This window comes from Kitasatospora sp. NPDC051702, assembly GCF_040681575.1.
Classification (GTDB): domain Bacteria; phylum Actinomycetota; class Actinomycetes; order Streptomycetales; family Streptomycetaceae; genus Kitasatospora.
The window spans coordinates 71,134-94,160 of sequence record NZ_JBFAZB010000016.1; the positions used below are offsets into that span (position 1 = coordinate 71,134).

A 23,027-nucleotide genomic window follows, 5' to 3' on the forward strand; every position below is an offset into this window, starting at 1 on the left:
ATCTTCCGCGAGTTCAGAGATTCTGAAGTATCGGCTGGGTGAACCCATGGAAGCCTGGGCGGTATTGCCGCCTGGAGAGAGCGAGTTCGGCCTGGAAGCAGTCCGGACTGGTGGGTCGGCTCAGCGTCGTGCGGAGAACGGTATGGCGTCGGCCCATTCCCAGAACGCTCGGCCCTCCGTCACCTCGCGTTCCATGATCGCGAACAGTTGAGAGGCATCCGTATTGGGCGGGATGTCGACGGCGACGTGACGGTCACCGCTCCACTCACTCAGCAGTCCCGCCGTACCGATCTCTTTGTAGATGCGATCGACTGCCCCGTTCAGTTGTGCCGAGGGCAGGCCCGGGACGAAGAGCAACCGCAGAACACGATGAGAGGAGAGGGCGACCACCTCAGCGACCTCGTTACCGTCCGACAGGACGACCTGGTCGCCGAAGGCCAGCCCGTAGGTGCGAAACGGGATGCAGGCGATCGAGAAGGTCCCATCGTCGAGAGGCTTCAGCCACAACTGCTCCTTCTGCCCGTCCAGCCCGAAGGGCGCCAGATCGGCATGGGCGATGTAGTTGCTTTGAGCGCGCCCGACCGGGTCGTCGTGGACGATGAACTCGATCACATGCTCTCCCTGGCTGATGTCGCTGCGGTGACATGATGCCGCGCCGGCTCGGTCGTGCTGCAAGCGGGGCGTCGAAGTGGCTTCTCAGGGCCTGCATCAGGTCTGTTCCGCGACGGACTCTGCGACTGCGGTGGTGTAGCGGAGGCTGGCCTTGGCGCTGAGGGCGAAGACGTGGGCGAGGTGGAGCGGGTCGGCTCCGGTGGCGGCGGCTTCTTCGAGGATTCGATCCTGTCGGAGCCGGTCCAGGCTGACGGGGAGCCGATTGACCAGGCGGTCGAGCCAGAAGGTGCCGACGGCTGTCGTGGTGGTGGCCGTGTTGCGGCTGACCAGAAGGTGGGGGTTGGTGCTGTTGGGCCAGCGTCGGCGCCGGTGGGCCAGGTAGTCGGTGATCGCCTCGGCGGTGTAGTCGTCCAGCGGGCGATTGCTTCCAGCCGGATCCAGGCGGTGGCCGGGCAGGTCGACCTGGTCCAGTTGGAGCGCGCGGATGCGGCGGGCGGGCAGCGCGTGGATGCCCGCGAGGGCGACGACCACCCGCAGGGCGGGATCCTGTTCAGCTGCGGTGGCGACGGCATCGACTTCCAGGCCGGTGAGCTGAACCGGTACCGAGACCTGGTTCCCGCTTATCCTCACCCCTCGCATCGGGTTGGCGAAGACGAGCCGTTCCTTCTTCAGCACGCCGAACAGGCTCCGCAGGGCACTGGCCTCGTGTACTCGGTTGGGGCGGTCGGAGAGCCAGCTCGTGATGTCGTCGCGGGTGACCTGACGCAGAGTGGTGTAGGCCGCCGTCCGCTCGCGCAGGAACGGCTGGACCAACCTGAGCTGGGTGATGACCGTGGACCGGGCGCGGGGGCGCCGACGTCGGCTGCCGTTGCGCAGGATCGCGATCCAGGCGTCGACCTCCGCCCGGATCCCGGCCGCGAGGAATTCCAGGCGAGTGTCGCACCAGGCCTGCACTGTGTCGGGCCGGTCGTCGAGCAGCACGTCCAGGTCCTCGAAGACCTCCAGGACGTGGTTCGAGGGAACCGCGTTGTGGGTGAGTTGGGCGATCGTGGACGCTCTGATCGGCTCGCCGACCGCATGAACCGAGCAGAGGATGCGGATTCCCCGGCGGACGGAGCCAAGTGTGCGAGGGGGCCAGCCTCTCAGCTCGGCGATCCGTCCGGCGCGTGCTTCCAGGACGGCGGCCAGTTCGGGATCGAGAAGCGGTGCCATGCTGCTGACTCCGCGCAGGTCACGGGCCATCTCGAACAGCGGTAGCTGCCTCCAGCGTGACCGGGCGGAGTGCAGCAGATGGTCCGGCGGCCGGTCCGCGGGGTGCTCCGGGCGGGGCCGTGGGCCGCCGCGCGGACGCAGGGTGCCGACGATGAACAGCTGATGGCCGGTGCGGGCGGCGGCCGTCAAGTCGACGCGCGTCTTGTTGTCCGGCCCGGCGATCAGGGTGGCCTGTCGCCGACAGAGTCGGCAGACGCCGTCCTGGGCGGCCACCTCGCGGTCGCAGACCTCGCAGTGACCGCCGGTGGCCTTGGCGACGAAGCCCCAGCATGCCTTGCACCGGGGGCGGTCGAGCCAGCCCCAGCCGAAGCAGTCCCGGCAGCTGCGGGTCGCCCAGGGACGGCGACGACGTATCGGCGTGCTCACAGCGGCGGCCCAGACCGGCCGGGACGGCGCCGGAGGACAACCGGGCTGCCACCGACCACCTTCCGCTCGGCCTGTTCCTCCACGCCGTCCGGCAGCCGGCTGTCGATCGGCTCGGGGACCAGAAGGTCAGCGGGTGTGCACTGCAACACCGCGCAGATCACGTCCAGATCGTCGAGGCGAACGGTCAGGGGGCGCCCAGACCACAGGTGCGACATCTTGCCCGCCGAGATGACCAGTCCGGCATCCGCGAGCATCTTCTGCAGCTCGGATGCCTTCCAGACGTCGCGCTGGGCGGCGACCATCCGCAGGTTCCACTTCACCGTGTCCTCCCAAAGCGCGCGGCGGCCCTCTGGCCGGCCCGGACCCACGCGTCCTCGACGTGGGATTGCTCGACATGCACGTAGATCATGGTGGTGTTGAGCCACTCGTGGCCGAGGATCTCCTGGATGGCCACGACGTCCATGCCGTTGCGGTAGAGGTCAGAGGCCGCGAAGTGCCGCAGCACGTGTGGCGTCAACTGGCCTATCTGGTGCGGAAGATGGCGTGCGACCGCCTCGGCGAGCCCGGACCGCAACGCGTCGTCGGTCACCGCGCGGCTGGATCCGTCGCCGTACCGGCGCTCGGACGGAAACAGCGGGGCCAAGGGGTCCTCGGCCCTGTCGTCGAACTCCCAGCGAGGGCCGGTGACCCACCACTCCAGCAGGTCCCGAGACCCGTTGATCAGCGGGACGAGACGTTCCTTCTTCCCCCGGCCGACGCTTCCCTTGCCCTTGAAGAGGATCTTGCCGAACCGTCCGAGGTCCCAGCGGACGTCGCCGATCCGTAGCAGGCACAGCTCGGAGATTCGCGGGCCGATCAGGCTGGTCAGACGGGCGGCCGTGTAGTTCCGCGCGGCCGGCGCGTACTTGCGCGCGGCCTCCATGTCCTCCCGCCAACCCGAGAACAGCCTTGCTGTCTCCCCGGCCGAAGGCGGGATCCGAAGGCGGGACGCGGTGCCGCCACGGGGTCGGTTGACCTCGTCGAGCGGCGACTCGACGACCGTGCCGGTGGCCGCGTGGATCGTCGCCTTGTGTCTCAGCTCCAGGAACTCGAAGTAGACGGCGAACGCGGCGGCCTGACGGACCTTCGTGCCCGGCGCCGAGCCGCGGCGATGCCGGCCGAAGTACCGGTCCAGGTCCTGCGGCTGCATCTCCCACAACGGCCGGCCGAACCACTCCCGCAGCCCAAGGACCCCGCCGACGTCCGCACGGATCGTGTCGTCCAACACCCCGGCGGAAGCGCGGGCGAGCACGAACTCCGCCAGCAGGTCCTGTTCGAACGCGGCGACCTCTTCAGCGGACTCCAGCCGCAGGCTGGGCCGCAGGTCGCGCACGACAGCCAGCGCCATCCGCCCCTCCCCTTCAGCTTTTCGGCGGCATCACCATAACAGCTGAGGAGACTTCAGAAATCCTGAAGGATGGACGGCATTCCCTGAAGCGGGTACCGCCCAGACAGACCTGCAGATCAGGCAACCGCCAAGGCCATCACGGGACTGGGCGCGACCAATGAACCCACGGGAACATGGACAAACCAGGACCGGAAGCTCACCCACCGCGTCGACTCGTGCCGGTCGCGCCCGAAGCAGACCTGCCGCACCGCTGGCCGCAGGTTGTCGTATCGGATGTGCCGGGCCGGGACCCCGCCCAGCGCCTCGAACGCCGCGACGTGCCCCTCCAGGAACGCCTGCTGGGAGCCGGTTGCGTAGACGCGGTGGACGGCCTTGCCGCTGTAGGACATCCGCAGGGTGAACAGCACGCACTTCACCCGCTCGCCGGCCAGGTCCAGCCAGACGTCCGCGAAGTCGACCTCCGCCTCCTGGCCGGGCTGCTTCTCCTGCGGGACCATGCCCTCCAGGTGCTGGCGGCCCTCCCTCGCCAACGCGGCCAGCTGCGGGCGCCGCTCGCTGACGTAGTTCTTGATCGTCGAGTACGAGGCCAGGTCGAAGTCGTACTCGACCGCGAGCCGAACCTTGATCCGCTCAATGGTGTGCCGCTGCTTGCGCGGGGCCTCCAGATCGGCCCAGAGCATCTCGTCGATCCGGCCCATCACCGGCTCCAGCATCGACCCGCGCGGCTCCGGTCTCTTGCGCTTCTTGGGCACCGGCGTGCGAAGCGCCTCCGCCACCGTGTTCCGGCTCACCCGGTAACGCAAAGCCAGCTGCCGGCCCGAGACCGTCGGATCGGCACGGCGATCCCTCCGGATCTTCTCGAACAGCAACTCGCGCGACAAAGCCACCCCGGCCTCCTGACATGACCGTGATCAAGGACCACAGCCTGTCGCGCCCACCCGGAGCAGTCGACGACATTGCTCCGAACGCGGCGTGTCGCACCCCTCAGCCGAGGTGGCTCCCAATCTCGTTGCCCGAACCGATGGCTCCCAGTCCCACTGCCCTACCGGCTCTCAGAACACCTGCCCAATACAGGCCGAGTGTCCGGGTCCGGTTCAACACGTCAGGAACCCCCCGCCGATGGTCCCGCCGGAGTCTCGTCCCGCAGCCCGACCGGCTTGACGAACCGTAGGAGCTTCGACCCCGCCCACGGGGCCCTCCCCCGTTGCGTTGCCGTCGGGGGATCGGTCACCGGGACCGGCGCCGAGGCGGGGTCAGCCGGCGAGCAGTTCGACCAGGGACGACACCCCCTCCGGGCCGTGGCCGGCCATGGCCGCTCGCCGGGTGAGGGCGAGGGCGGCGTCGAGGACGGAGGTGTCGAGGCCGCGGGACCGGGCGGTGTGGGCGACGTGGGCCAGCCCGGCCTCGGCGGAGGCCACGCTGCTGCGGTCGCCCGGGTGGTGGCGGTCGTCCGCGCGGCGGGCGAAGTCCTCGATCAGGGGAGGCAGCAGGAGCGGCAGCCCCTGGGCGTACGGGGCGAGTTCGGCGCCGCGGATGCCCTCGGCACGGGCCAGGGCGAGGGCGTGGACGTAGCCGTGCACGGTGGTCCAGAACAGGTCGAGCAGGGCCGCGTCGAAGGCCGCCGCCCGTCCGGGGTCGGAGCCCACGTGGTGGACGGTGCCCAGGGCCCGGAGCGTGGCGCCGTGCGCGGCGTGGGCCTCCGGGTCGCCACTGACCAGGATCGTGGCCCCGGGGGTGCCGATGGTCGCGGTCGGGGTGAGGATCGCGGCGTCCAGGAGGCGCAGCCCCCGGGCCTCGGCGTCGGCGGCGTTGGCCCGGGCGTCGTCCGGGGCGAGGGAGGTGGCGTTGACGACGGTCCGGCCGCGCAGCGCCTGACCGGCGGCGTCCAGGACGCCGCGGGCGGCCGTCTGGTCGCGGACGCAGAGCAGGACGAGCGGGGCGTCCGCCACCGCGGCCGTTGGGCTCACGGCGGATCGGGCGCCGTGTGCGAGCAGGTCGGCGTCCCGGCCCGGCGTGCGGTTCCACACGGTGACCGGATGGTCCGCGGCCAGCAGTGCCCCGGCCAGCGCCCGCCCCATCGGGCCCAGGCCCAGCACGGCAACGGCGCTACGGAAAGGGGTGGTTGAGGAAGATCGTCGGTTCGGCATGGCGGTTACGCTAGACCTTCACGCCGGCGGCAGGGTCAAGTCGGACGTCCGGGTCCGGCGGCCCGGACCCACCGAACCGACGGCCCGGCAGACCCGGTGGACCGGCGGACCGACAGCCCGACAGCCCGACAGCCCGTCGCCCGACCACGGAGGTGCCACGATGCGGATCGGAGAGCTCGCCCGGCGCACCGGGGCCACCCCGCGCGCCCTGCGCTACTACGAGGAGCAGGGCCTGCTCCGCCCCGAGCGCCGGCCCAGCGGCTACCGCGAGTACGACGAACGGGACGTGGACGCCGTGCACGCCATCCGCACCCTGTTCGCGGCCGGACTCAACAGCGCCACGATCGCCGAGATCCTCCCGGGCCTGCCGTCCCCGGGGCACCGCCGCCCCGGCCCGACCTGCCCGGAGCTGCTCGCGGGCCTGGCCCGGGAGCGCACCCGGATCACCCGGCAGATGGACGAACTCGCCTCCGCCCGGGACCTGTTGGACACCATCATGGGTGCGCAGGCGCCGAGCGAGGTGATCCGCGCCCGACCGCAGGCACCGGCCGCGCCGCGCTGACCGACCCCTTCGGGGGGCGCGGGCGGGGCGGCGGGCGATGCGGCGGGCGGTGGGGAGCCGGTCCGCCGGGTGCGGGTCGCGCTGCGCTTCGCTGGCAGGCCTGGTCAACCGGCGGCCTGCTGGAGACCGTCGAGGACCAGGTCGAGCCCGAAGGTGAACTCGTCGCCGTAGGAGTACCCGGGGCGCATCACGTGGGCGGTCGCGATCTCGGCCAGGTACGGGTATTGCCCGTCGGCGAAGCCGGCCGCGATGGACTCGGCCAGTGCGGCGGTCTCCTCCGGCGTGTCGAAGGGCAGCGTCTTCTCCTGCAGGGCGAACCCGTAGATGTAGCTGTCGAGGACCGAGACGGCGTGGGCGGTCAGGGTGAGGGAGAACCCGGCACGCCGCAGGCAGCCGAGGACGGCGTCGTGGTGGCGCAGGGTGGCCGGGCCCGGGTTCGCCCGCGACTCCATGAGCCCGATGGCCCAGCGGTGGCGGGACAGCACCAGGCGCATGGAGTCCGCCCGTCGGCGCATCGCCTCCCGCCAGGGCTCGCCCGGGGCGGGCAGGTCGACCTCGCCGAAGACCAGGTCGACCATGCCGTCGAGCAGGTCCTCCTTGTTGGCCACGTGGTTGTAGAGGGACATCGCCTCGACCCCGACGGCTTCCCCGAGCCTGCGCATGCTGAGCGTCTCCAGGCCGCCGGCGTCGGCGAGCCGGACGGCGGCGAGCAGCACCCGCTGCCGGGTGAGCGCCTCGCGGGGCTGGGGCGGGGTGGTGCGTCGGGTCACAGCGGCGATCGCTTTCTGTCGTGGCCTCGGGGGCGGTGAGGGACTCTCGCGGGCTGGTCGGGCGGTCACAGGAGGTTTCGGGCGGTTTCGGGCGGCCGCGGGCCGGCCGGGCGCCCGCGAACTCCCGGCATTGACGACCTTACGCCGTAAGTGCTGTACTTACGGCGTAAGTGAGACTTACGCCGTAAGTTCGCAAGGGCGCGGCGGCGGAGGCGGGAGCAGGGACGATGCAGAACACGACCAGACGGACCCCCACCAGGACGGCCGGGACGATGACGGCCATCACGCAGGAGTGCTACGGCGCCGAGCCGGAGGCCGTGCTGCAGGTGGCACGCCTGGCCCGGCCGGATGCCGGACCGGGCGAGGTGCTGGTACGGGTACGCGCCTCCAGCGTCGACCGGGGCACCTGGCACCTGATGGCCGGCCTGCCGTACGCGGTGCGGCCCGTGAGCGGACTGCGCCGGCCGAAGCTGGCCAACCCCGGCCGCACCATCGCCGGCGTCGTCGCGGCCGTCGGCCCCGGCGTGAGCGGGTTCGCACCCGGCGACGAGGTCTACGGCACGGCACCGGCCGCCTTCGCGGAGTACGCCGTCGCCCGCCCCGACCGGATCGCCACCAAGCCGGCCGGGCTCTCCTTCGAGGAGGCGGCGACGGTACCGATCAGTGCGCTCACCGCGCTCCAGGCCGTCCGCGACCGGGGGCAGGTCCAGGAGGGCCGACACGTCCTGATCACCGGGGCCTCCGGCGGCGTGGGCACCTTCGCCGTCCAACTCGCCCACGCCCTCGGAGCCCACGTCACGGCCGTCGCGAGCACCCCCAAACTCGACGCCGTACGGGCCCTGGGCGCCGACCACGTCATCGACCACACCCGCGAGGACTTCCTCGCCGACCCGCGGCGCTACGACGTCATCGTCGACATCGCGGGCAACCGCAGCCTCAGGGATCTGCGCCGCGCCCTGTCGACCCGCGGCAGGCTCGTCATCACCGGCGGTGAGACGGAAGGCCGTTGGCTCGGCGGCACCGACCGGCAATTGCGCGCCCAGGCGCTCTCTCCCTTCACACGCCAGACCCTGGGGACCTTCATCGCCTCCGAGCACGCCGACGGGCTGCGCGACCTGACCGCCCTGATCGACGCGGGCACGCTCAGCCCCGTCGTGGACCGCGTCTACCCGCTCGCCGAGGCGGCGGCCGCCGTCCGGCACCTGCTCCACGGCCGCGCCGTGGGCAAGGTGGCCATCGCCGCCCCCGCCGGGTGATGCCTCGGGTGACGCCCTGGTGTCATCGCACCTCCAACTCGGTGTGGTGGACGGTGAATCCGCCTCGCAGGACCGGTGCGAAGGGGGCCGGTGCCATGCAGGTGCCGACCACCGGCTGGTACGGCTTGCCGTCGGCGCCCACGTCCACGTTCCCCACGCCCCAGGAGAACCCGAGGCGAGCACCGTCACGGCCGGCACCCCCGCCGCTCCCGTCGACGCGGCCCCCGTCGCGGCCCTGGTAGATGCTCAGGCCTATGCGCTGACCGACCTCGCCGGTGTCCGACCTGGTGACGACCGCCGTCAGCGTGGCGACCGGGCCACCGGTGGCCAGACAGTCCACCTCCGCGTCGGCGGTGTAGGTCCGCCCGGTCTCGGCGCTGCGGTGGGAGAAGTGGACGGCGCCCCGGGCGTCGGTGGGCAGGCCCTTCTCCAGGCGGGTGCCGGGGAAGAGGTGGGTGTACGGCTCCGCCCGGGCATCGACGGTGAACCAGATCTCGTCGTCGGGGACGAAGGCGTACCGGATCCGCGCGGTACCGGTGACGCCGGCCGGGCGCGCGGCTCGCACGCCCTCCTGCGCCGACGGGGCGGTGGACGGAGCCGCGGACGAAGCGCCCGACGGGGCGGCGGAGGCCAGGGCGACGCCGGCGAGCGCGGCGAGGACCAGGGCGCCGGCCGCGGCGGCCCGGGCGGTGCGGGAACCGCTGCGGGCCAGGGTGCTGACACGGTCCTGGGCGCGGTCGTGGGCGCCGACGTGGGCGTGGGCATGGGCGAGGACGCGGTCGTGGGCGTGGGTACGGATGCGGAACACGGTGGACTCCCTCCCCGGGGCGGCCCCGGTGGCCGCCGTCCTGGTGCCCCAAGCGTGGCCGTAACGACCCCGTTCAGGCATGTACCGATCGGCACATGGTTCGCGCTCCGCTGGCCCGACCAAGCCGTTCCACCCTGCCGATCGGCAGGGCTGGCGGCCCGGAGCGGGGCCAGGTGCACGGCTCTGGGCCCGTGTTGCCGGAACGGACACCGCGGCGGGGCGGGCAGTGGCAGCCTTCTCCTGACGGGCGGCGCCGGGGAGGGCAGGGGCCATGGCGGTGGACGGCAACGAGGACGGGAACGAGGACGGGGCCGGGGCCGGGGAGGAGCAGCTCGGGCACGCGGAGGAGCGGGCCGGAGCCGGGCCGGCGGCGGACGCCGCGCCGATGACCGTGACCAACACGCTCAGCGGCGGCACCGTCCACGGTCCCGCGATCCTGGCCGGTCGGATCGGGACGGTGATCGTCAACCCGGCGCCGGCCCGGGGCGGGCCGCCGCAGGCAACCGGTGGCGGCCCCTTCCCGCTCGGCGCCCTCCCCCCGCTGGCGAGCGCCTTCCAGTCGCGGGACGACGTCCACGGACGGCTGGCCGCCGCCCTCGCCGCGGAGGCGCCGGCCGGAGTGGGCCTCCGGTCCGCGGTGCTGGCGGGAGGCGGCGGCGTCGGCAAGAGCCAGCTCGCCGCGGCGTGGGCGCACCGGGCCGCCGACACCGGCGCCGACCTCGTCCTGTGGGTGGACGCGACCGACGTCTCGAACGTCCTCGCCCAGTACGCGCGGGCCGCGGCCGCGTTGGGGGTGCCGGGCACCACCGCGGACCCCGCCGACACCGAGCGCGACGCCGCCGCCTTCCTGAGCTGGCTCACGGCGACCGACGGCCGGTGGCTCCTGGTCCTCGACGACGTCACCGACTTCACCCGGAGCGCCGTGTGGCCGACCCGGGCGCGCAACCCCGCCAGCCAGGTCCTCGCCACGACCCGCCTGCGCGACGCGACGGTCAGCTCCGCCGGCCGCACGATCGTCGAGGTGGGCCTGTTCAGCCGCGACGAGTCGCTGGCCTTCCTGCGGTCACGGCTCACCGGCGCAGGGCGGGCCGAGCTGCTGGACGAGTCCGCGGACCGGCTGGCCGAGGTGCTCGGACACCTGCCGCTCGCGCTCGGGCACGCCGCCGCGTACACCGTCCGCAACGGCTGCACCACCGGGGAGTACCTGGACAGGTTCACCGCGCGGTCCGCGGACCTCGACTCGCTCATGCCCGCGGCCACCGACGCCGAGAAGTACGGGCGGCCCGTCACCACGGCCCTGCTCGTGGCGCTGGAGGCGGCGCAGCGGGAGGAGCCCGTGGGCCTGGCCGTCCCCGCGATGCAGCTGGCGGCCGTGCTCGACCCCGCCGGACACCCACGGCAGCTGTGGACCGAGCCCGCCGTGCTGGCCTACCTCGCCGAGCGCCGGTGGGGCCCCGACCACCGGATCACCGGCCGTTCCCACCGAAGTCCGTGCTGCGGAACCTGCGGCGCCTGGTGACGAGGCGGGAGGAGGAACCGAAACCGCCCGTCACCGCCACCGAGGTCCGGCAGGTCCTGGCCGTGCTGCACAACTACAACCTGCTGACCGACGGCGGCCCGGACGCGGGCCCCCGCGCGATCGCGGTCCACGCCCTCACCTCCCGCGCGACCCGCGAGGTCGGGCCCAAGTACCTGGGCGCCTGCTTCGCCGCCTCGTGCAGCCTCCAGAGCCTGTGGCCCGAGCCGGAGCACACCGACCGCGTCCTGGTCGAGGTCCTGCGTGCCAACAGCGAGCACCTGGCCCGGACGGAACACAAGTTCATGTGGATGCTCGGAGCGAATTCCCTGCTGTTCGCCCTCGGACGCAGTCTCATCGACGCGGGCCTGCACGTGGAGGCCATCGAGTACTGGAAGTTCCTCACTCAGGAGTGCGAGGAGCGGTTCGGCCCCGACCACATGGACACCAGGAGGGCCCTCCTGGGCCTCGCCTCCGCCTACAACATCGCGGAGCGCGGCGCCGAAGCCGTCGCGCTCGGGGAACAGCTGCTGTCGACGACCCCGTCCGCATCCTCACGCGGCCTGTCCGGCGGCATCTCGGTCCGGAACAACCTCGTCATCTCGTACTACGAAGCAGGCAGGCCAGCCGACGCCCTCGCGCTGGCCGAACAGCTCCTGGCCGACGTCGAGCAGCTGTGGGGCCCGACCGACCCGCGGACGCTGACCATGCGCAGCAACGTCGCCGCCTGCTACCAGAACACCGGCCGTGACGCCGAAGCGGTCGAGCTCGGCGAGGAGGTGCTGCGGGAGCAGGAGCGCACGCTGGGCCACGAGCACGAGGACACCGTGCACAGCCGCGCCCTCCTGGCCGGCTACTACCGCCAGATCGGCCGGACGGACGAGGCGGCCGAGACGGCCGAGACGGCCGAACTGGCGCACGCGCAGACCGAGCGGATCCACGGTGACGACGGCCTGCCGACCCTCACAGCCAGGAAGACCCTCGTCACCTGCTACCTCGCGGCGGGCCGGGCCGCCGACGCGGTCGCACCCGCCGAACGCCTGGTCGACGGCTACGCCCGGCGCGTGGGCGACACCCACGGACGGACGGTCAACGCCCGTGCCCTCCTCGAAACCGTCTACGGGGCGGTCGGCCGCACCGCCGACGCCATCTCCGTCGCGGAACGCCTCCTGGCGGACCTGGCCCGGACCGACGGCCTCGACAGTTCCGCCACGCTCGCCACGCGCCACCGGCTCGGGAAGCGCTACCTGTACGACGGACGCCCGGACGACGCCGTCACCACACTGGAGCAGTCGCTGGCCGAGTACACCCGGGTCCGGTCCGCGGACGCCCCGGACACCTACGAGGCGCAGCTGCTCCTCGCCGGCGCCTACTGGCACACCGGGCGGCACGCCGAGTCCATCGCGATGCGGGAGACCCTGCTGGCAGGCGCCGAGCGGCACCTCGGCGGTGACCTCACCGTCCCCAAGGTCCAGACGCTCGACTTCCTCGGCGGCCTGCTGCTCGCGCACGGCCGAGCACTGCTGTCGCGGACGCCGGCGTCGGCGCTGGCCTGTGCCGAGAAGGCCACCGACCTCCTGCGCCCCGTGGAGGAACTCGGAACGGGCAGCTGGTCGGAGACCCTGAAAGCCGCCGCCCTGCTCGGAACCGAGGCACAACACCGGGCCGCCTCGGACGACCAGGTCCGGGCCCACGGAGCACCGGTCGACGACACACCGGACCCGACGATCCGATGATGCGATGCTCCGAACGAGATCGCCTAGCCGCGGACCGGGCCGGGCCCGGAGGTGGCGGGTGAGTCGGCGGCCGTGCCGGAGGTAGCGGCGGCCGGGGTGCCGGCGTCGGCGGCCTGGGGCGTTTCGGGCTTGGTGTAGAGCACGTCACGGGCCTGTTCGGCGGCGCGGACGATGCCCTCGGAGACGAAGTCGAGGAAGCGGGCGACGTTCTCCAGCCGGGTGGCGGCCGGGGTGCCGGGACCGAGGACGCCGACGCCCTGTCGGGCGGCCTCGCTGAACGTGGCATTGTCCCGGGCGCTGCGGATCATCGACTGGTACCAGAGGTCGTCGTCGACGATGTAGCGCTCGCGGCGGCGTTCGTCGCGCTGCCGGCGGATGAGCTCCAGGCCCTCCAGGAGCGTGACCGCCTTGGAGACGGACGCCGGGCTGACCTGCAGGCGCCGGGCGAGGTCGGCGGCGGTGAGGCTGCCCGCGTCGGTGGTGTAGAGGCAGGCCAGCACCCGGGCCGTCATCTTGGGCAGGCCCGAGTGCATGAGGATGGTGGTGAGCGACTCCTCGTACTCGCGCACGGCCTCGGGGTCGCGCCCGTCCGGCTGGGGTCCGGACTCCGGACCCCGGGGGGCCACGGGCCGGCGCCGGTGCGCGCGGTGCTCGGTGGCGCGGTGGGCCAGGTCGGCGCGGTAGGAGGTCGGGCCGCCGTTGCGCATCACCTCACGGGTGACCGTCGAGGTCGGGCGGTCCAGGCGCCGGGCGATCTCGGCGTAGGGGAGGCTGTCGGCCAGCCCCAGCGCAATCTGCTGGCGTTCCTGCTGGGTGAGCCTGCCTCCCGGCATCGCGGTCTCCTCGGTGTTCCTCGACGGTCTTCGACCGTGTTCGACGGTTCGTGACGGCCGTTGGCGGACGGCGCACTTCGCGACCCCTGGCGGTGTTCCTCGTGGCCCTCGGCATCCCTCGGCGCCCCCCGGTTCCCCTTCGCCGGGGCCCTGCGCCCTCACCATAGCGTTCACCTCCAACCCATTGCAATGCCGCGAGTCACTGGCGTTGCGTTAGGCGAGAGACCATTGCAATGAAAACTGTCACTTGACCTGCAGAGTAAAAGTTTTTGCGCAACAAGCATGTTGCCGAGATATGGAAAGCAACGTAGCGTTTCTCTTGTCAGAAAACAGCACGCAGGCAACCGAGCACAGGAGCGCACGATGCAGACGTTCGACACCCCCGCCCCGATCGCCGCCGTCCTGGACATCCCGGCCGGGCGCGTCCAGTTCATCGCCGCCGACCGCGGCGACACCACCGTCGAGGTCCGGCCCGCCAACCCCGCCAAGGGCCGCGACGTCCAGACCGCCGAGCAGACCACCGTCACCCACGCCGACGGCGTCCTCCGGATCAGCACCCCCGAACCGGCGAACCGGCTCTTCGGCCCCTCGGGAGCCCTGGAGGTCACCGTCAAGCTGCCCGTCGGCTCCCGCGTCGAGGCCAGGACCTCCAGCTGCGAGCTGCGCGGCGTCGGCCGCCTCGGCGACGTCCACTTCGACGGCGCGTACCGGCAGATCAAGATCGACGAGGCGGCGAGCGTGCGCCTGACCGCGGTCGACGGCGACGTCGAGATCGGCCGTCTCACCGGCCCCGCCCGGATCAGCACCGCACGCGGCGACATCCGGATCACCGAGGCGGTGCGCGGAGCGGTCGTGCTCGGCACCCAGTCCGGCGACATCACCGTCGGTGCCGCCGCCGGCGTCTCGGCCACCCTCGACGCCGGCACCGGCCACGGCCGCATCAGCAACGCCCTGCGCAACGACGGCACCCCCGGACTCGACATCCGCGCCACCACCTCCCAGGGCGACATCACCGCGCGCAGCCTCTGACGGAACACCACCGGGGCGCTCCGGCACACCGGCACGACCCGACCCGGCCCGGCGCAACGCGGCGCAACGGCAACTCGGCGCGACTCGACTCATCACGACACGGCACGACACGGCACGACACGACCAGGGGGAACACCATGGCGAAGAACAGCAGCACCTCGACCGCCCGGCAGTGGACCGGCATGGTCCCGGTCGACGACACGGCCCTGGCCGTCACCGACAGCGGCGGCCCCGGCATTCCCGTGCTCTACCTCAACGGCCAGTTCGCCACCCAGGGGTACTGGCGGCACGTCATCACCGACCTGGGGACGGACTGGCGGCACATCACCTACGACGAGCGGGCCCGCGGCCGGAAGTCCGGGCGCTCGTCCGACTACTCCTTCGAGGCCGCCGTCCGCGACGTCGACGCCGTCCTCGCGGCCCGCGGCGTGGACCGGGCGCTGGTGGTGGGCTGGTCCTACGGGGCGTTCGTGGCGGCGCACTGGGCCGCCAGGAACCCGCAGCGCGCCCTGGGCGCGGTCCTGGTCGACGGCGCCTTCCCGTACGACTGGCTGGACGAGGCCATGGAACAGCGGATCCGCAAGCAGTTCCGGCAGTGGAGCTGGTTCCTCCCGCTGGCGCGCCCGACCGGCCTGACCCCGCGGATGACGGCCGACGAGATGTCGGACTGCAACATCGAGCTCGGGCGGATCTCCCGCGAGAGCGCTCTGAGCCCCGTGCTGGACGGCATCACCGTCCCGGTGCGGTACGTGGTCGCGTCGGGGTCCTCCCTCGGGAGCCGCGGCGACGAGCAGGAGCGGATCCGCACCAGCCTCGACGGCGTGACCACCCGCAACCCGAACATCGAGGTCAGCGCGAAGGTCGCGAGCAACCACGGGGCGATCCTGAAGAAGGACCACCGCGCCGTCGCCGACGCGGTGAGCGAGGTCGCGGCCGCCGACCGTGGCGGGCGCTGACGGTCGGCCCCGCGTCCGACCGCGGGGCCGGAGACGGCCGGCCGGTCAGACGGCCGGCCGGCCGGGTGGGTGGGGCGCCGGGGACGCCGGGGATCAGGTGGCGGCGGCCGCGGCCTCCCGGGCCTGGCACTTGTCCACGTACTCGGTGACGGCCGAGAAGAAGCGGTCCGGGTCCTCGAACGGCAGGCCGTGCCCGCCCGGGACCTCCAGGTACTCGGCGCGGGCGATGGCGGCGGCGAGTTCGCGCTGGTGGTGCGGCGGGATGACCCGGTCGTCCGCGCTGGCCAGCACGAGGGTGGGCGCGCTGATGCGGCGCACCGCGTCGCGCAGGTCGACCCGGGCGTCCAGCTCGATCTGGCCGAGGATGCGGTCGTCGAGCATGGCGGTGAAGCTCGCGGCCATCTCGGCGAACTGGGCGTCGTCGAGGGCGGCGAGGAGGTCGGGGCCCATCGCGGTGAGGACCAGTTCGCGGGCCAGTAGGTCCCGGTCGGTGCGCAGCAGGCGTGCCCACAGGTCGAACATGAAGGCCTCGCGCGGGGTCGTCCTGACCCATCCGGCGTGTAGGACGAGCGAGGCGACGGCGCCGGGGTGGCGGGCCCCGACGGCGGTGGCGACGGCGGCGCCCACCGAGTGGCCGACCAGGTGGAAGCGGTGGAGCCCGGCGGCGCGGGCGGTGGCGACGACCCGGTCGGCGAGGTGGTCGAGGTCGAGGGGGTCCGGTTCGGGGGCGGTGCCGCCCGCGCCGGGCAGGTTCGGGGCGACGACGGTGTAGCGGTCGCGCACCGCGTCGATGAGGGGGCCCCAGTTGGAGGCGGCCTCGGCGCCGGTGCCGTGGATGAGGACGAGACCCGGTCCGGTGCCGGCGACGATGCGGTCGAGCGGGGCGTGGCTGGTCACGGTCGTTCCTCCGGGCGGGGTGGCGCAGCATCAGGTTCAACAGAGACCTTACATGTATCAGGGCCCTGATATGCAATGGGGTGCGACGACGACACCCGGGGGTGGGGGGGCGGTACGCCGCCGGGGATGGGGCCGCGACGACGCCCCGGACGGGGGCGGTACGGCGCCCGGCTGACGGGTGGTCATCCGGCGGACGGCCCGGCCACGGGTCCGCCCCCGCGTCGAGGCAGGCTCCTCGGCCCATGACCCGCGAGAAGACGACCGTACCGAATCTTGATCATCACCTGGCCCGGGGTTTACCCGTGCCTGCGTAGAGTTCTCGCGCGTCGGCGGTCCGGGCACGTGTCCGGGCTGTGGGGGACGGGCCCTGTGGCATTGTGCTGGGGCCCGGTCCGACGCGGATCTGGGTACTGGGCGTCCGCCGTGCCCCGCCCTCTCCCCTCTCCCCTCTCCCCCACGAGCTCCGCCCGCGAGCACTTCCCCAAGGGACCGGTCCGCCTTGACCCTCCGCACCACCTCCCCCCGCATCCGACCGGCCGCGGTCGCCGCCGGCGCCGCCCTGGCCCTGGCCGCCGCCCTGCCGGCCGCCCCCGCCTCCGCCGCCGGCGGCAGCTTCGGCAACCCGACCTCCAGCACGCTGGTCAACGCCAACTCCGGCAAGTGCCTGGAGATCGCCGACTGGCGCACCGACGACGGCGCCCCCGCCCGCCAGTGGGCCTGCACCGGCGGCGCCAACCAGATGTGGGACTACGTGCCCGACAACGGCGGCTTCGAGCTGGTGAACCGCAACTCCGGCAAGTGCCTGGAGATCGCCGACTGGCGCACCGACCCCGGGGCACCCGCCCGCCAGTGGGCCTGCACCTGGGGCGGCAACCAGCACTGGAACTACGCCGGCACCCTCGGCGACCGCGGCGAACTCGCCCTCGCCAACTTCAACTCGGCGCTGATGCTGGAGATCGCCGACTGGCGCACCGACGACGGCGCCCCCGCCCGCCAGTGGCCCGGCGCGTACGACGGCGTCGCCCAGGCGAACAAGGCGTGGATCACCGCGATCAAGCGCTACTGAGACGCGGAACCGCGCGACGCGCAGGCCCTGCCGGGACGGCGGATCCGGCAGGGCCTTCGGCGCGCCGGGCCCGGGCGGGTCAGTCCTCGTCGAGGCCGGACAGGGCGTCGGTGATCAGTCGGGTGGCGAAGTCCTGGTCGCCGCCGGACATCCGGTTGATGCGCTCCGCGAGCAGGGCGGCCGTGGCCTCCAGCGGATTCATCTCGGCATCGGTCCAGGGCCCGTACTGCGCGCGCCACAGGTTGGGGCTCAGACCACTGCCCGCGGCGACCAGCAGGCCCGCCATGGTGGGGACCACCTCGGGACGGAAGGTCAGGGGCATCATCCGCATCGTGGCCACCATGCTGGGCACCACGTACTCGATGACGTCCTCGTCGTGGTTCTCGCAGACCGTCCGCAGCCAGTTCATGTACATGAAGATGAGCGTGCAGGCGCCGTCCAACAACGCGTCGAACCCATCGGGGCCCAGCGAATCGGCGAACTGGGCGACCAGCCGCTGCTGTTCGGGGTCGGGATCGGTCCTTCCCCCGTACACGGCCCTGAGCCGCGAGTCGATCACCATGAGCGCCGCCCCCACATCACCGACGGGGGCGTCCTGGGGGTCGCAGGACGATGACACGGGCTCCTCCTCGATTCCCTCGGACGGCCTCGGCCGGCACCCGGCCCGCCCGTTCGCAGCGTAGGCCGCCCGGCCGCCGCAGTCCGCCGAATCCCCCTCACACCCCCTGTTCGGGTGACGATCGGCGTGCGGCGGACGAGCAGGGCACCGTGAGCAGAACGCCCTCTGCGGTCCTGCCCGGTGCTACCGGCGTCGCGTCACCGTCATCGCCGCCTTCTCCTTCGGCTCCGCTCCGGTCACTCCGCAGATCGGCGGAGAGGAAGGGGGCGAGGAGCGCGAACAAGGCGTCCGGGCGGTCGAGGGGGATGATGTGGCCACAGTCCTGGAGCTGGTGTCCGACCAGGTCGTCGGCGACGGGACGGAGTTGGCGTTCGAGTCCGGTGCCGACGGGGTGCGAGCCGACGGCCATGGTGGGCATGGTCAGCCGGGCCGTCGCCACGGCGTCCTGGATCTGCTGCGCGCTGGTGGGCAGCGCCCGGTAGTGGCACCAAAGCCTCGCAGGTCCGGGGCGATGACCCGGTACCGCCCGGCCAGCCGGCCCATGATGCCGCCCCAGAGCCGCCAGGTGTGCGGGAAGCCGTGCAGCAGGAGGACCGCCGGTCCGTCCCCGGCGATCGCGACGTTGAGCCGGACGCCGTTCGTCACGCGCTCGCGGGGCTGCGGACCTGGGCGGAGGAGCACATGGCCGAGATCGACCGCGCCAACGAAGCCGTCGGCCAGGAGACCGATGAGGGATAGGCGGGCCGGCGTCTCGCGGTGGTCCGTGGGCTCCAGAACGGGCGGGGAGGGGCGGCGGGTCGAGGCGGATCCGTCGGCGCGGCCGCCGGTGGGCGACGGGGTGGTGACGGCCGGGCGCGGGGCCCGCGGGTACGGGCTGCCTCCGGGTGCATTGGGGGGTTAATACCACCGACCCGGGCCACCACGCGCGGTTACTGTCGTCGGGACGGCTCCGGACAGGAGCGGTCATACGGGGTTTTCACGGGACGAACGCGCACGATGTGCACGATGTGGGGGGAACTGATCATGGGTCACTACCAGCGTTACGCAGGGGCGCTCGCGGTCGGCGGGCTGGCGGTCGGGGTGCTCAGCGCCTGCAACCCGGTCGGGACGAGGTTCGACGACGACGCGACCGTGTCGGACCGGATCACCGCTGTGCGGCTGGACACCTCCGCCGGGGACGTGACCGTCCGCGGCAAGGCCGGCGCCACCCAGGCCGCGGTGCACCGCGCGATCACCTACCGGAGCGACAAGCCCGGCGCGACCACCCGGGTGGAGGGCGGCGTGCTGGTGCTGGGCGGCTGCGGACGCAACTGCTCGGTGGACTACACCGTCGAACTGCCGCCGGGGCTGCCGATCAGCGGCGGGACGTCCTCGGGCGGGGTCAAGCTCTCGCAGGTCGGAGAGGTCACGGTGCACACCAGTTCGGGCGACATCGCACTCGACGACGTCGCCGGGGCGGTCGACGTGCGCACCGACAACGGCGACATCAAGGGGACCACGCTCAAGGGCGACAAGGTCCACGCCAAGACCGACAACGGCGGGATCACGCTCACCCCCGGCAAGGCCCAGGACATCACGGCGAGGACCTCCAACGGCGAGATCAAGGTGACGGTGCCGACCGCCGCCTACCACGTCAGTGCCTCGACCGACCTGGGCGAGAAGCACATCGGCGTCCAGAACGACCCGAACGGCAAGTACCGCCTGGACCTCGGCACCGACATCGGCGAGATCACCGTCAAGACCGGCTGATCGGACGGCCGGTGGAGCGGTCCGCCGCCACCGCAGACCGCTCCACCCCGCCCGCGCCACCCGCACTCCGGGGACCGGTCCGGACGTCCGGACCGCCCCGGGTTCGGCCCGACTGCACGGCATGCGTCGCCGGCGCGCGCAGGATCGCACGCGAACAGGCACCTCGTGGTGGTGGCACCCTGAATTCACGCTCCGGGCACGAACCTGCCGGGCACGAACCCGACCTACACCAACCCGACTTACACGAACCCGACCGGTACGAACACCGCCGGTGCGAACCTGCCGGGCACGAACCCGGGGGAACCGGTCAGAGGGCGACCTGGACCTCGGCGCGGTGGCGGATGTACTCGTCGGGGTGCGAACGCGCGATGGCCACCGCGGTCTCCACCAGGGCGTGCAGCTGCGCCGGGTAGGCGCGCGGCACGAGGGGCAGCCCGGGGAGGATGGAGCGCCGGACGTCAAGGTCCTCGTTGGCGACGAACTCCCGCAGCGCGGCCTGGTACCAGGCGTCCCGGACGGTCGACCCCTCGTCCTCGGCGGCCCGGTTGCGGGCGTCCCCGACGGACAGGGACGTCCAGTACCAGGCCCGGGCGGCGCCGGCCCGCTCGGCGTTGGTGCCGGTGTGCAGGTAGCCGAGCAGGGTCAGCCGGACCCTGCGCTGGCCGAAGGCGAGCAGCGCCGGCTCGACGAAGCGCCGGTTGAAGCTCGGGTTGGGGTCGTGGACCGCGGCCTCCAGCAGCGCCTGGAAGTACTCCTCGGGCAGGTCCGACCGGCCCGCGAGCGCCTTGTGGACCTCCCACCGCGCCGCGCTCGGGAAGTCGGGCCCGTAGGCGGCGTCGACCCCGAGCAGGCCCAGCAGCCGGGTCAGCCGCAGGTCGAAGTCCTGCGCGGCGTCCGCCGGACGCCCGGGCAACGGCTGGAAAGTCCGCACCTCGCCTGCCGTGTCCTTCGTTTCCACGACCATCCTCCTCATCCTGAGTCACCGGCAGACTACTCGCGGATACACCAGTTCGGAGGACGTTTTCGGGCAGGCTGAAGGCCGAATCATTAACATTCGGCCAGACTTTGACGATTTCTCGGATCAGGATTCGACCGTGTCGCGGCGGGTTATGTCACGGCGGTGGTGCCGCCACGGAAGCGGTGGTGCCGCGCCGGTGGTGCCACGGCGACGGCCGGCGCCGGTCAGCTCGGCCGGCCGGGCGGAACCAGACCGGACTGGTAGGCGATGGCCACGAGTTGGGCGCGGTCCCGGGCGTCGAGCTTGGCCATCGCACGGTGGACGTGGGTCCGCACGGTGAACGGGCTGACGAACATCCGCTCGGCGATCTCCTCGTTGGTGAGTCCGGTGGCGGCCATCGCCATGACCTCGCGCTCGCGGGCGGTCAGCACGGCCAGCCGCTCGGAGGCGCCGCCGGCCGCCGGATCGGGCTGGGCGAGGAGCTGGTCGATCACGGCGCGGGTGGCGGCCGGGGAGAGGAGGGCGTCCCCGGCGGCGACGGTGCGGACGGCGGCAAGCAGCTCGGCCGGGTCCGCCCCCTTGCCCAGGAAGCCGCCGGCGCCCGCGCGCAGCGCCTGCGCCACGTACTCGTCGATCTCGAAGGTGGTGAGGATGAGCACCCGGGTGCCGCTCAACTCCTCGTCCGAGCAGATGGCTGCGGTCGCGCCGAGGCCGTCGGAGCCCGGCATCCGGATGTCCATCAGGACGACGTCGGGGCGGGTGGTACGGGCGAGCTCGACGGCCTGGTGGCCGTCGGCGGCCTCCCCCACCACCTCCATGTCCTCCTCGGCGTCGATCAGGACCCGGAAGGCGCCGCGCAGCAGTGCCTGGTCGTCGGCGAGCAGTACCCGGATGGTCATGCGTGGCCCCTGTCGTCTGGAACGGAACGGACGGGTCGAACGGCTCGGACGGACCGGGCGGCTCGAACGGACCGGGCGTCCTGGTCCTCGCCCCCGCCGGCGCACCGCGCGACGCCGTCCCGCAGCGGGCCCCGCCGAACGGCGTCACCGCCGACGCCGCCCTCCCGGGCCGGGCCGTCGTCGCGGGCACCGGTGCGCAGCGGGAGTTCGGCGGTGACCAGGAAGCCGCCGTCGGCGCACCGGTCCGCGGTGAGGCGGCCGCCGACGGCGGCGGCCCGCTCGCGCATGCCGATCAGGCCGAAGCCGCTCTCCCCCGGGGCGGCGTGCGGCGGCAGGGTGGGCCGGGAGTGCCCGTCGGCCGGCGGGCGCCCGTTGGCCACGGTGACGGCGACCCGGCTGCCGCGGTACGCCAGGGTGAGCTCCGCGCCGGCGCCCCCGGCGTGCCTGGCCACGTTGGTCAGCGCCTCCTGGACGATCCGGTAGGCGGTGAGGTCGACGCCGGGCGACAGCGCCCGGGCCTCGCCCTCGACGGTGAGCCGGACCGGCAGGCCGGTGCGTTCGAAGGCGCCGATCAGCTCCGGCAGCCGGTCCAGGCCGGGCGCGGGTTCGAGCGGGGCCCGATCCTCGGCGCGGCGCAGCAGGCCGACGGTGGCGCGCAGCTCCTGGAGCGCGGAGCCGGTGGCGTCGGTGATGTGGCTGAGCACCTCGCGGGCCTGGGTGGGGTGGCTGTCCATGAGGTAGACGGCGATGCCGGCCTGGGCGTTGGCGAGGGCGATGTGGTGGGCGACGACGTCGTGCAGGTCGCGGGCGATCCGGATCCGCTCGTCGGCGACCCGGCGGCGGGCCTCCTCCTCGCGGGTGCGCTCGGCGCGTTCGGCGCGCTCCTCGATGGCGGCGAGGTGGGCGCGGCGGTTGCGGATGGAGTCGCCGAGGGCGCCGGGGAGCAGGGCCCAGGCGAGGACGCCGAGCCGCTCGCCGATCGGGCCGACGCCGTCGGCCAGCACGGACAGGCCGGTGAGCAGCGCGGCGGTGGCGATGGAGGCACGCAGCGCGGTGGCGCGGTCGGTGCGGACCGCGAGGAAGTAGAGGGCGACGAGCAGGGGGGTGGCGAGTCCGGAGGTGAGCCGGGGGCTGGTGAGGGTGAGCGCCATCGTGCAGAGCAGGGTGACGGCGACCACCGCGCGCGGGTGGCGGCGGTGGGCGAACACCGTGACGGCGGAGAGCAGCGCGATGATGCTGGTGAGCGGGCGGAAGCCGGTGTAGTGGCCGGTCTGGTCGACGGTGGCGCCGACGCCGGTCATCAGGATCAGCGTGGCGCCGCCGGCGACGTCGAACAGCCGGGGGTGGTCGCGGCGCAGCCGCTGCCAGGTGTCGCTCATCGTGGTGCTCTCCGGGTCGGGGGTGCCCTGGCGGCACCCTCGCCGGGGTCTGCCAGGTCGTGCCGGGCCGCGCCCGGGTGGGCGGGGCGGGCCGGGTCGAGGGGGGCGGCCGCGGTGGCGCCCCGACAGCAACGGTAACGGTACGGGCTCGAACCGGTGTCCGAGCCGGGGCCCGCCCCCGTGAGGAGGGGCGGGCCCCGGCTGAGGGAC

At 73.0% G+C, this 23,027-nt stretch carries 23 protein-coding genes and 1 pseudogene; 9 read left to right on the top strand and 15 right to left on the bottom strand.

What is annotated here, in order from left to right; genetic code table 11:
* Nucleotides 1-120: 120 nt before the first annotated feature.
* The 6 genes from AB0N04_RS16285 to AB0N04_RS16310 all read right to left on the bottom strand — a co-directional run bounded on the left by AB0N04_RS16285 (nt 121) and on the right by AB0N04_RS16310 (nt 5,733).
* Entirely contained in the window at nt 121-612 is a 492-nt protein-coding gene (locus AB0N04_RS16285; RefSeq protein WP_360206456.1) for a DUF4265 domain-containing protein, read from the bottom strand.
* Nucleotides 613-708: 96 nt separating this feature from the next.
* Nucleotides 709-2,097 (bottom strand): hypothetical protein, encoded by a 1,389-nt coding sequence (locus AB0N04_RS16290; RefSeq protein ID WP_363364536.1) that lies wholly within the window; start codon nt 2,095-2,097, stop codon nt 709-711.
* Nucleotides 2,098-2,246: 149 nt separating this feature from the next.
* Complete coding sequence (locus AB0N04_RS16295) at nt 2,247-2,570, bottom strand: helix-turn-helix transcriptional regulator (RefSeq protein WP_360206462.1); 324 nt, start codon at nt 2,568-2,570, stop codon at nt 2,247-2,249.
* The gene (locus AB0N04_RS16300) at nt 2,567-3,637 is read right to left on the bottom strand and encodes a tyrosine-type recombinase/integrase (RefSeq protein ID WP_360206465.1); all 1,071 of its coding nucleotides are present in this window, start codon (nt 3,635-3,637) and stop codon (nt 2,567-2,569) included. Before AB0N04_RS16300 ends, AB0N04_RS16295 begins: the two co-directional genes overlap by 4 nt.
* A gap of 116 nt (nt 3,638-3,753) precedes the next feature.
* Nucleotides 3,754-4,428 (bottom strand): hypothetical protein, encoded by a 675-nt coding sequence (locus AB0N04_RS16305; protein WP_360206468.1) that lies wholly within the window; start codon nt 4,426-4,428, stop codon nt 3,754-3,756.
* A 462-nt stretch (nt 4,429-4,890) separates the two neighbouring features.
* Nucleotides 4,891-5,733 carry an NAD(P)-binding domain-containing protein gene (locus AB0N04_RS16310; RefSeq protein WP_360206471.1) on the bottom strand — a complete coding sequence of 281 codons (843 nt, stop codon included), beginning with the start codon at nt 5,731-5,733 and terminating at the stop codon, nt 4,891-4,893.
* Between the two features lie 211 nt (nt 5,734-5,944).
* On the opposite strand from AB0N04_RS16310, the gene AB0N04_RS16315 reads away from it, so the two are divergent.
* Complete coding sequence (locus AB0N04_RS16315) at nt 5,945-6,346, top strand: MerR family transcriptional regulator (RefSeq protein ID WP_360206474.1); 402 nt, start codon at nt 5,945-5,947, stop codon at nt 6,344-6,346.
* 104 nt (nt 6,347-6,450) lie between these two features.
* Here AB0N04_RS16315 and AB0N04_RS16320 read toward each other — a convergent pair whose 3' ends face one another.
* The gene (locus tag AB0N04_RS16320) at nt 6,451-7,116 is read right to left on the bottom strand and encodes a TetR/AcrR family transcriptional regulator (protein ID WP_360206477.1); all 666 of its coding nucleotides are present in this window, start codon (nt 7,114-7,116) and stop codon (nt 6,451-6,453) included.
* A 227-nt stretch (nt 7,117-7,343) separates the two neighbouring features.
* On the opposite strand from AB0N04_RS16320, the gene AB0N04_RS16325 reads away from it, so the two are divergent.
* Complete coding sequence (locus tag AB0N04_RS16325) at nt 7,344-8,372, top strand: NAD(P)-dependent alcohol dehydrogenase (protein ID WP_360206480.1); 1,029 nt, start codon at nt 7,344-7,346, stop codon at nt 8,370-8,372.
* Nucleotides 8,373-8,394: 22 nt separating this feature from the next.
* On the opposite strand, the gene AB0N04_RS16330 is transcribed toward AB0N04_RS16325, so the two are convergent.
* Entirely contained in the window at nt 8,395-9,180 is a 786-nt protein-coding gene (locus AB0N04_RS16330) for a hypothetical protein (RefSeq protein WP_360206482.1), read from the bottom strand.
* Nucleotides 9,181-9,451: 271 nt separating this feature from the next.
* On the opposite strand from AB0N04_RS16330, the gene AB0N04_RS16335 reads away from it, so the two are divergent.
* Entirely contained in the window at nt 9,452-10,699 is a 1,248-nt protein-coding gene (locus tag AB0N04_RS16335) for an NB-ARC domain-containing protein (RefSeq protein WP_360206485.1), read from the top strand.
* Nucleotides 10,696-12,432 carry a tetratricopeptide repeat protein gene (locus AB0N04_RS16340; RefSeq protein ID WP_360206487.1) on the top strand — a complete coding sequence of 579 codons (1,737 nt, stop codon included), beginning with the start codon at nt 10,696-10,698 and terminating at the stop codon, nt 12,430-12,432. The genes AB0N04_RS16335 and AB0N04_RS16340 overlap by 4 nt, the downstream gene beginning before the upstream one ends.
* 23 nt (nt 12,433-12,455) lie before the next feature.
* Here the strand turns inward: AB0N04_RS16340 and AB0N04_RS16345 are convergent, their stop codons facing one another.
* A complete protein-coding gene (locus tag AB0N04_RS16345) occupies nt 12,456-13,265 on the bottom strand; it encodes a helix-turn-helix domain-containing protein (RefSeq protein ID WP_360206489.1) in 810 nt (269 codons plus the stop codon).
* A gap of 363 nt (nt 13,266-13,628) precedes the next feature.
* Here AB0N04_RS16345 and AB0N04_RS16350 point away from each other — a divergent pair, with 363 nt between their 5' ends.
* Entirely contained in the window at nt 13,629-14,294 is a 666-nt protein-coding gene (locus AB0N04_RS16350) for a DUF4097 family beta strand repeat-containing protein (RefSeq protein ID WP_360206491.1), read from the top strand.
* A gap of 137 nt (nt 14,295-14,431) precedes the next feature.
* On the top strand, nt 14,432-15,250 hold the full coding sequence (locus tag AB0N04_RS16355) for an alpha/beta hydrolase (protein ID WP_360206494.1): 819 nt from the start codon (nt 14,432-14,434) through the stop codon (nt 15,248-15,250).
* A 93-nt stretch (nt 15,251-15,343) separates the two neighbouring features.
* Here AB0N04_RS16355 and AB0N04_RS16360 read toward each other — a convergent pair whose 3' ends face one another.
* Nucleotides 15,344-16,147 (bottom strand): alpha/beta fold hydrolase, encoded by an 804-nt coding sequence (locus tag AB0N04_RS16360; RefSeq protein ID WP_360206497.1) that lies wholly within the window; start codon nt 16,145-16,147, stop codon nt 15,344-15,346.
* A gap of 499 nt (nt 16,148-16,646) precedes the next feature.
* Here AB0N04_RS16360 and AB0N04_RS16365 point away from each other — a divergent pair, with 499 nt between their 5' ends.
* Nucleotides 16,647-17,213, top strand: a complete 567-nt coding sequence (locus AB0N04_RS16365; RefSeq protein ID WP_360206500.1) for an RICIN domain-containing protein — start codon at nt 16,647-16,649, stop codon at nt 17,211-17,213.
* 79 nt (nt 17,214-17,292) lie between these two features.
* On the opposite strand, the gene AB0N04_RS16370 is transcribed toward AB0N04_RS16365, so the two are convergent.
* Together AB0N04_RS16370 and AB0N04_RS16375 are read right to left on the bottom strand one after the other, a co-directional pair.
* A complete protein-coding gene (locus AB0N04_RS16370) occupies nt 17,293-17,832 on the bottom strand; it encodes a hypothetical protein (protein WP_360206503.1) in 540 nt (179 codons plus the stop codon).
* Between the two features lie 247 nt (nt 17,833-18,079).
* Nucleotides 18,080-18,477, bottom strand: a pseudogene (locus AB0N04_RS16375) (alpha/beta fold hydrolase); the annotation flags it as partial.
* Between AB0N04_RS16375 and AB0N04_RS16380 the strand changes: the two are divergent.
* Nucleotides 18,412-18,570, top strand: a complete 159-nt coding sequence (locus AB0N04_RS16380) for a hypothetical protein (protein ID WP_360206581.1) — start codon at nt 18,412-18,414, stop codon at nt 18,568-18,570. The pseudogene AB0N04_RS16375 and the gene AB0N04_RS16380 sit on opposite strands and share 66 nt — an antisense overlap.
* Nucleotides 18,571-18,837: 267 nt before the next feature.
* Complete coding sequence (locus tag AB0N04_RS16385) at nt 18,838-19,581, top strand: DUF4097 family beta strand repeat-containing protein (RefSeq protein ID WP_360206506.1); 744 nt, start codon at nt 18,838-18,840, stop codon at nt 19,579-19,581.
* A gap of 307 nt (nt 19,582-19,888) precedes the next feature.
* Here AB0N04_RS16385 and AB0N04_RS16390 read toward each other — a convergent pair whose 3' ends face one another.
* From AB0N04_RS16390 to AB0N04_RS16400, 3 genes are all read right to left on the bottom strand, one after another.
* Complete coding sequence (locus AB0N04_RS16390) at nt 19,889-20,539, bottom strand: hypothetical protein (protein ID WP_360206508.1); 651 nt, start codon at nt 20,537-20,539, stop codon at nt 19,889-19,891.
* Between the two features lie 224 nt (nt 20,540-20,763).
* The gene (locus tag AB0N04_RS16395) at nt 20,764-21,438 is read right to left on the bottom strand and encodes a response regulator transcription factor (RefSeq protein WP_360206511.1); all 675 of its coding nucleotides are present in this window, start codon (nt 21,436-21,438) and stop codon (nt 20,764-20,766) included.
* Nucleotides 21,435-22,817 (bottom strand): histidine kinase, encoded by a 1,383-nt coding sequence (locus AB0N04_RS16400; protein WP_360206514.1) that lies wholly within the window; start codon nt 22,815-22,817, stop codon nt 21,435-21,437. The genes AB0N04_RS16395 and AB0N04_RS16400 overlap by 4 nt, the downstream gene beginning before the upstream one ends.
* Nucleotides 22,818-23,027: the final 210 nt, after the last annotated feature.

Bases quoted from the DNA above. Each gene is read 5' to 3' on its own strand.
- AB0N04_RS16350 (WP_360206491.1), top strand. From the start codon at position 13,629: ATGCAGACGTTCGACACCCCCGCCCCGATCGCCGCCGTCCTGGACATC.
- AB0N04_RS16325 (WP_360206480.1), top strand. From the start codon at position 7,344: ATGCAGAACACGACCAGACGGACCCCCACCAGGACGGCCGGGACGATG.
- AB0N04_RS16345 (WP_360206489.1), bottom strand. From the start codon at position 13,265: ATGCCGGGAGGCAGGCTCACCCAGCAGGAACGCCAGCAGATTGCGCTG.
- AB0N04_RS16385 (WP_360206506.1), top strand. From the start codon at position 18,838: ATGTGGGGGGAACTGATCATGGGTCACTACCAGCGTTACGCAGGGGCG.
- AB0N04_RS16395 (WP_360206511.1), bottom strand. From the start codon at position 21,438: ATGACCATCCGGGTACTGCTCGCCGACGACCAGGCACTGCTGCGCGGC.
- AB0N04_RS16355 (WP_360206494.1), top strand. From the start codon at position 14,432: ATGGCGAAGAACAGCAGCACCTCGACCGCCCGGCAGTGGACCGGCATG.
- AB0N04_RS16335 (WP_360206485.1), top strand. From the start codon at position 9,452: ATGGCGGTGGACGGCAACGAGGACGGGAACGAGGACGGGGCCGGGGCC.
- AB0N04_RS16300 (WP_360206465.1), bottom strand. From the start codon at position 3,637: ATGGCGCTGGCTGTCGTGCGCGACCTGCGGCCCAGCCTGCGGCTGGAG.
- AB0N04_RS16400 (WP_360206514.1), bottom strand. From the start codon at position 22,817: ATGAGCGACACCTGGCAGCGGCTGCGCCGCGACCACCCCCGGCTGTTC.
- AB0N04_RS16315 (WP_360206474.1), top strand. From the start codon at position 5,945: ATGCGGATCGGAGAGCTCGCCCGGCGCACCGGGGCCACCCCGCGCGCC.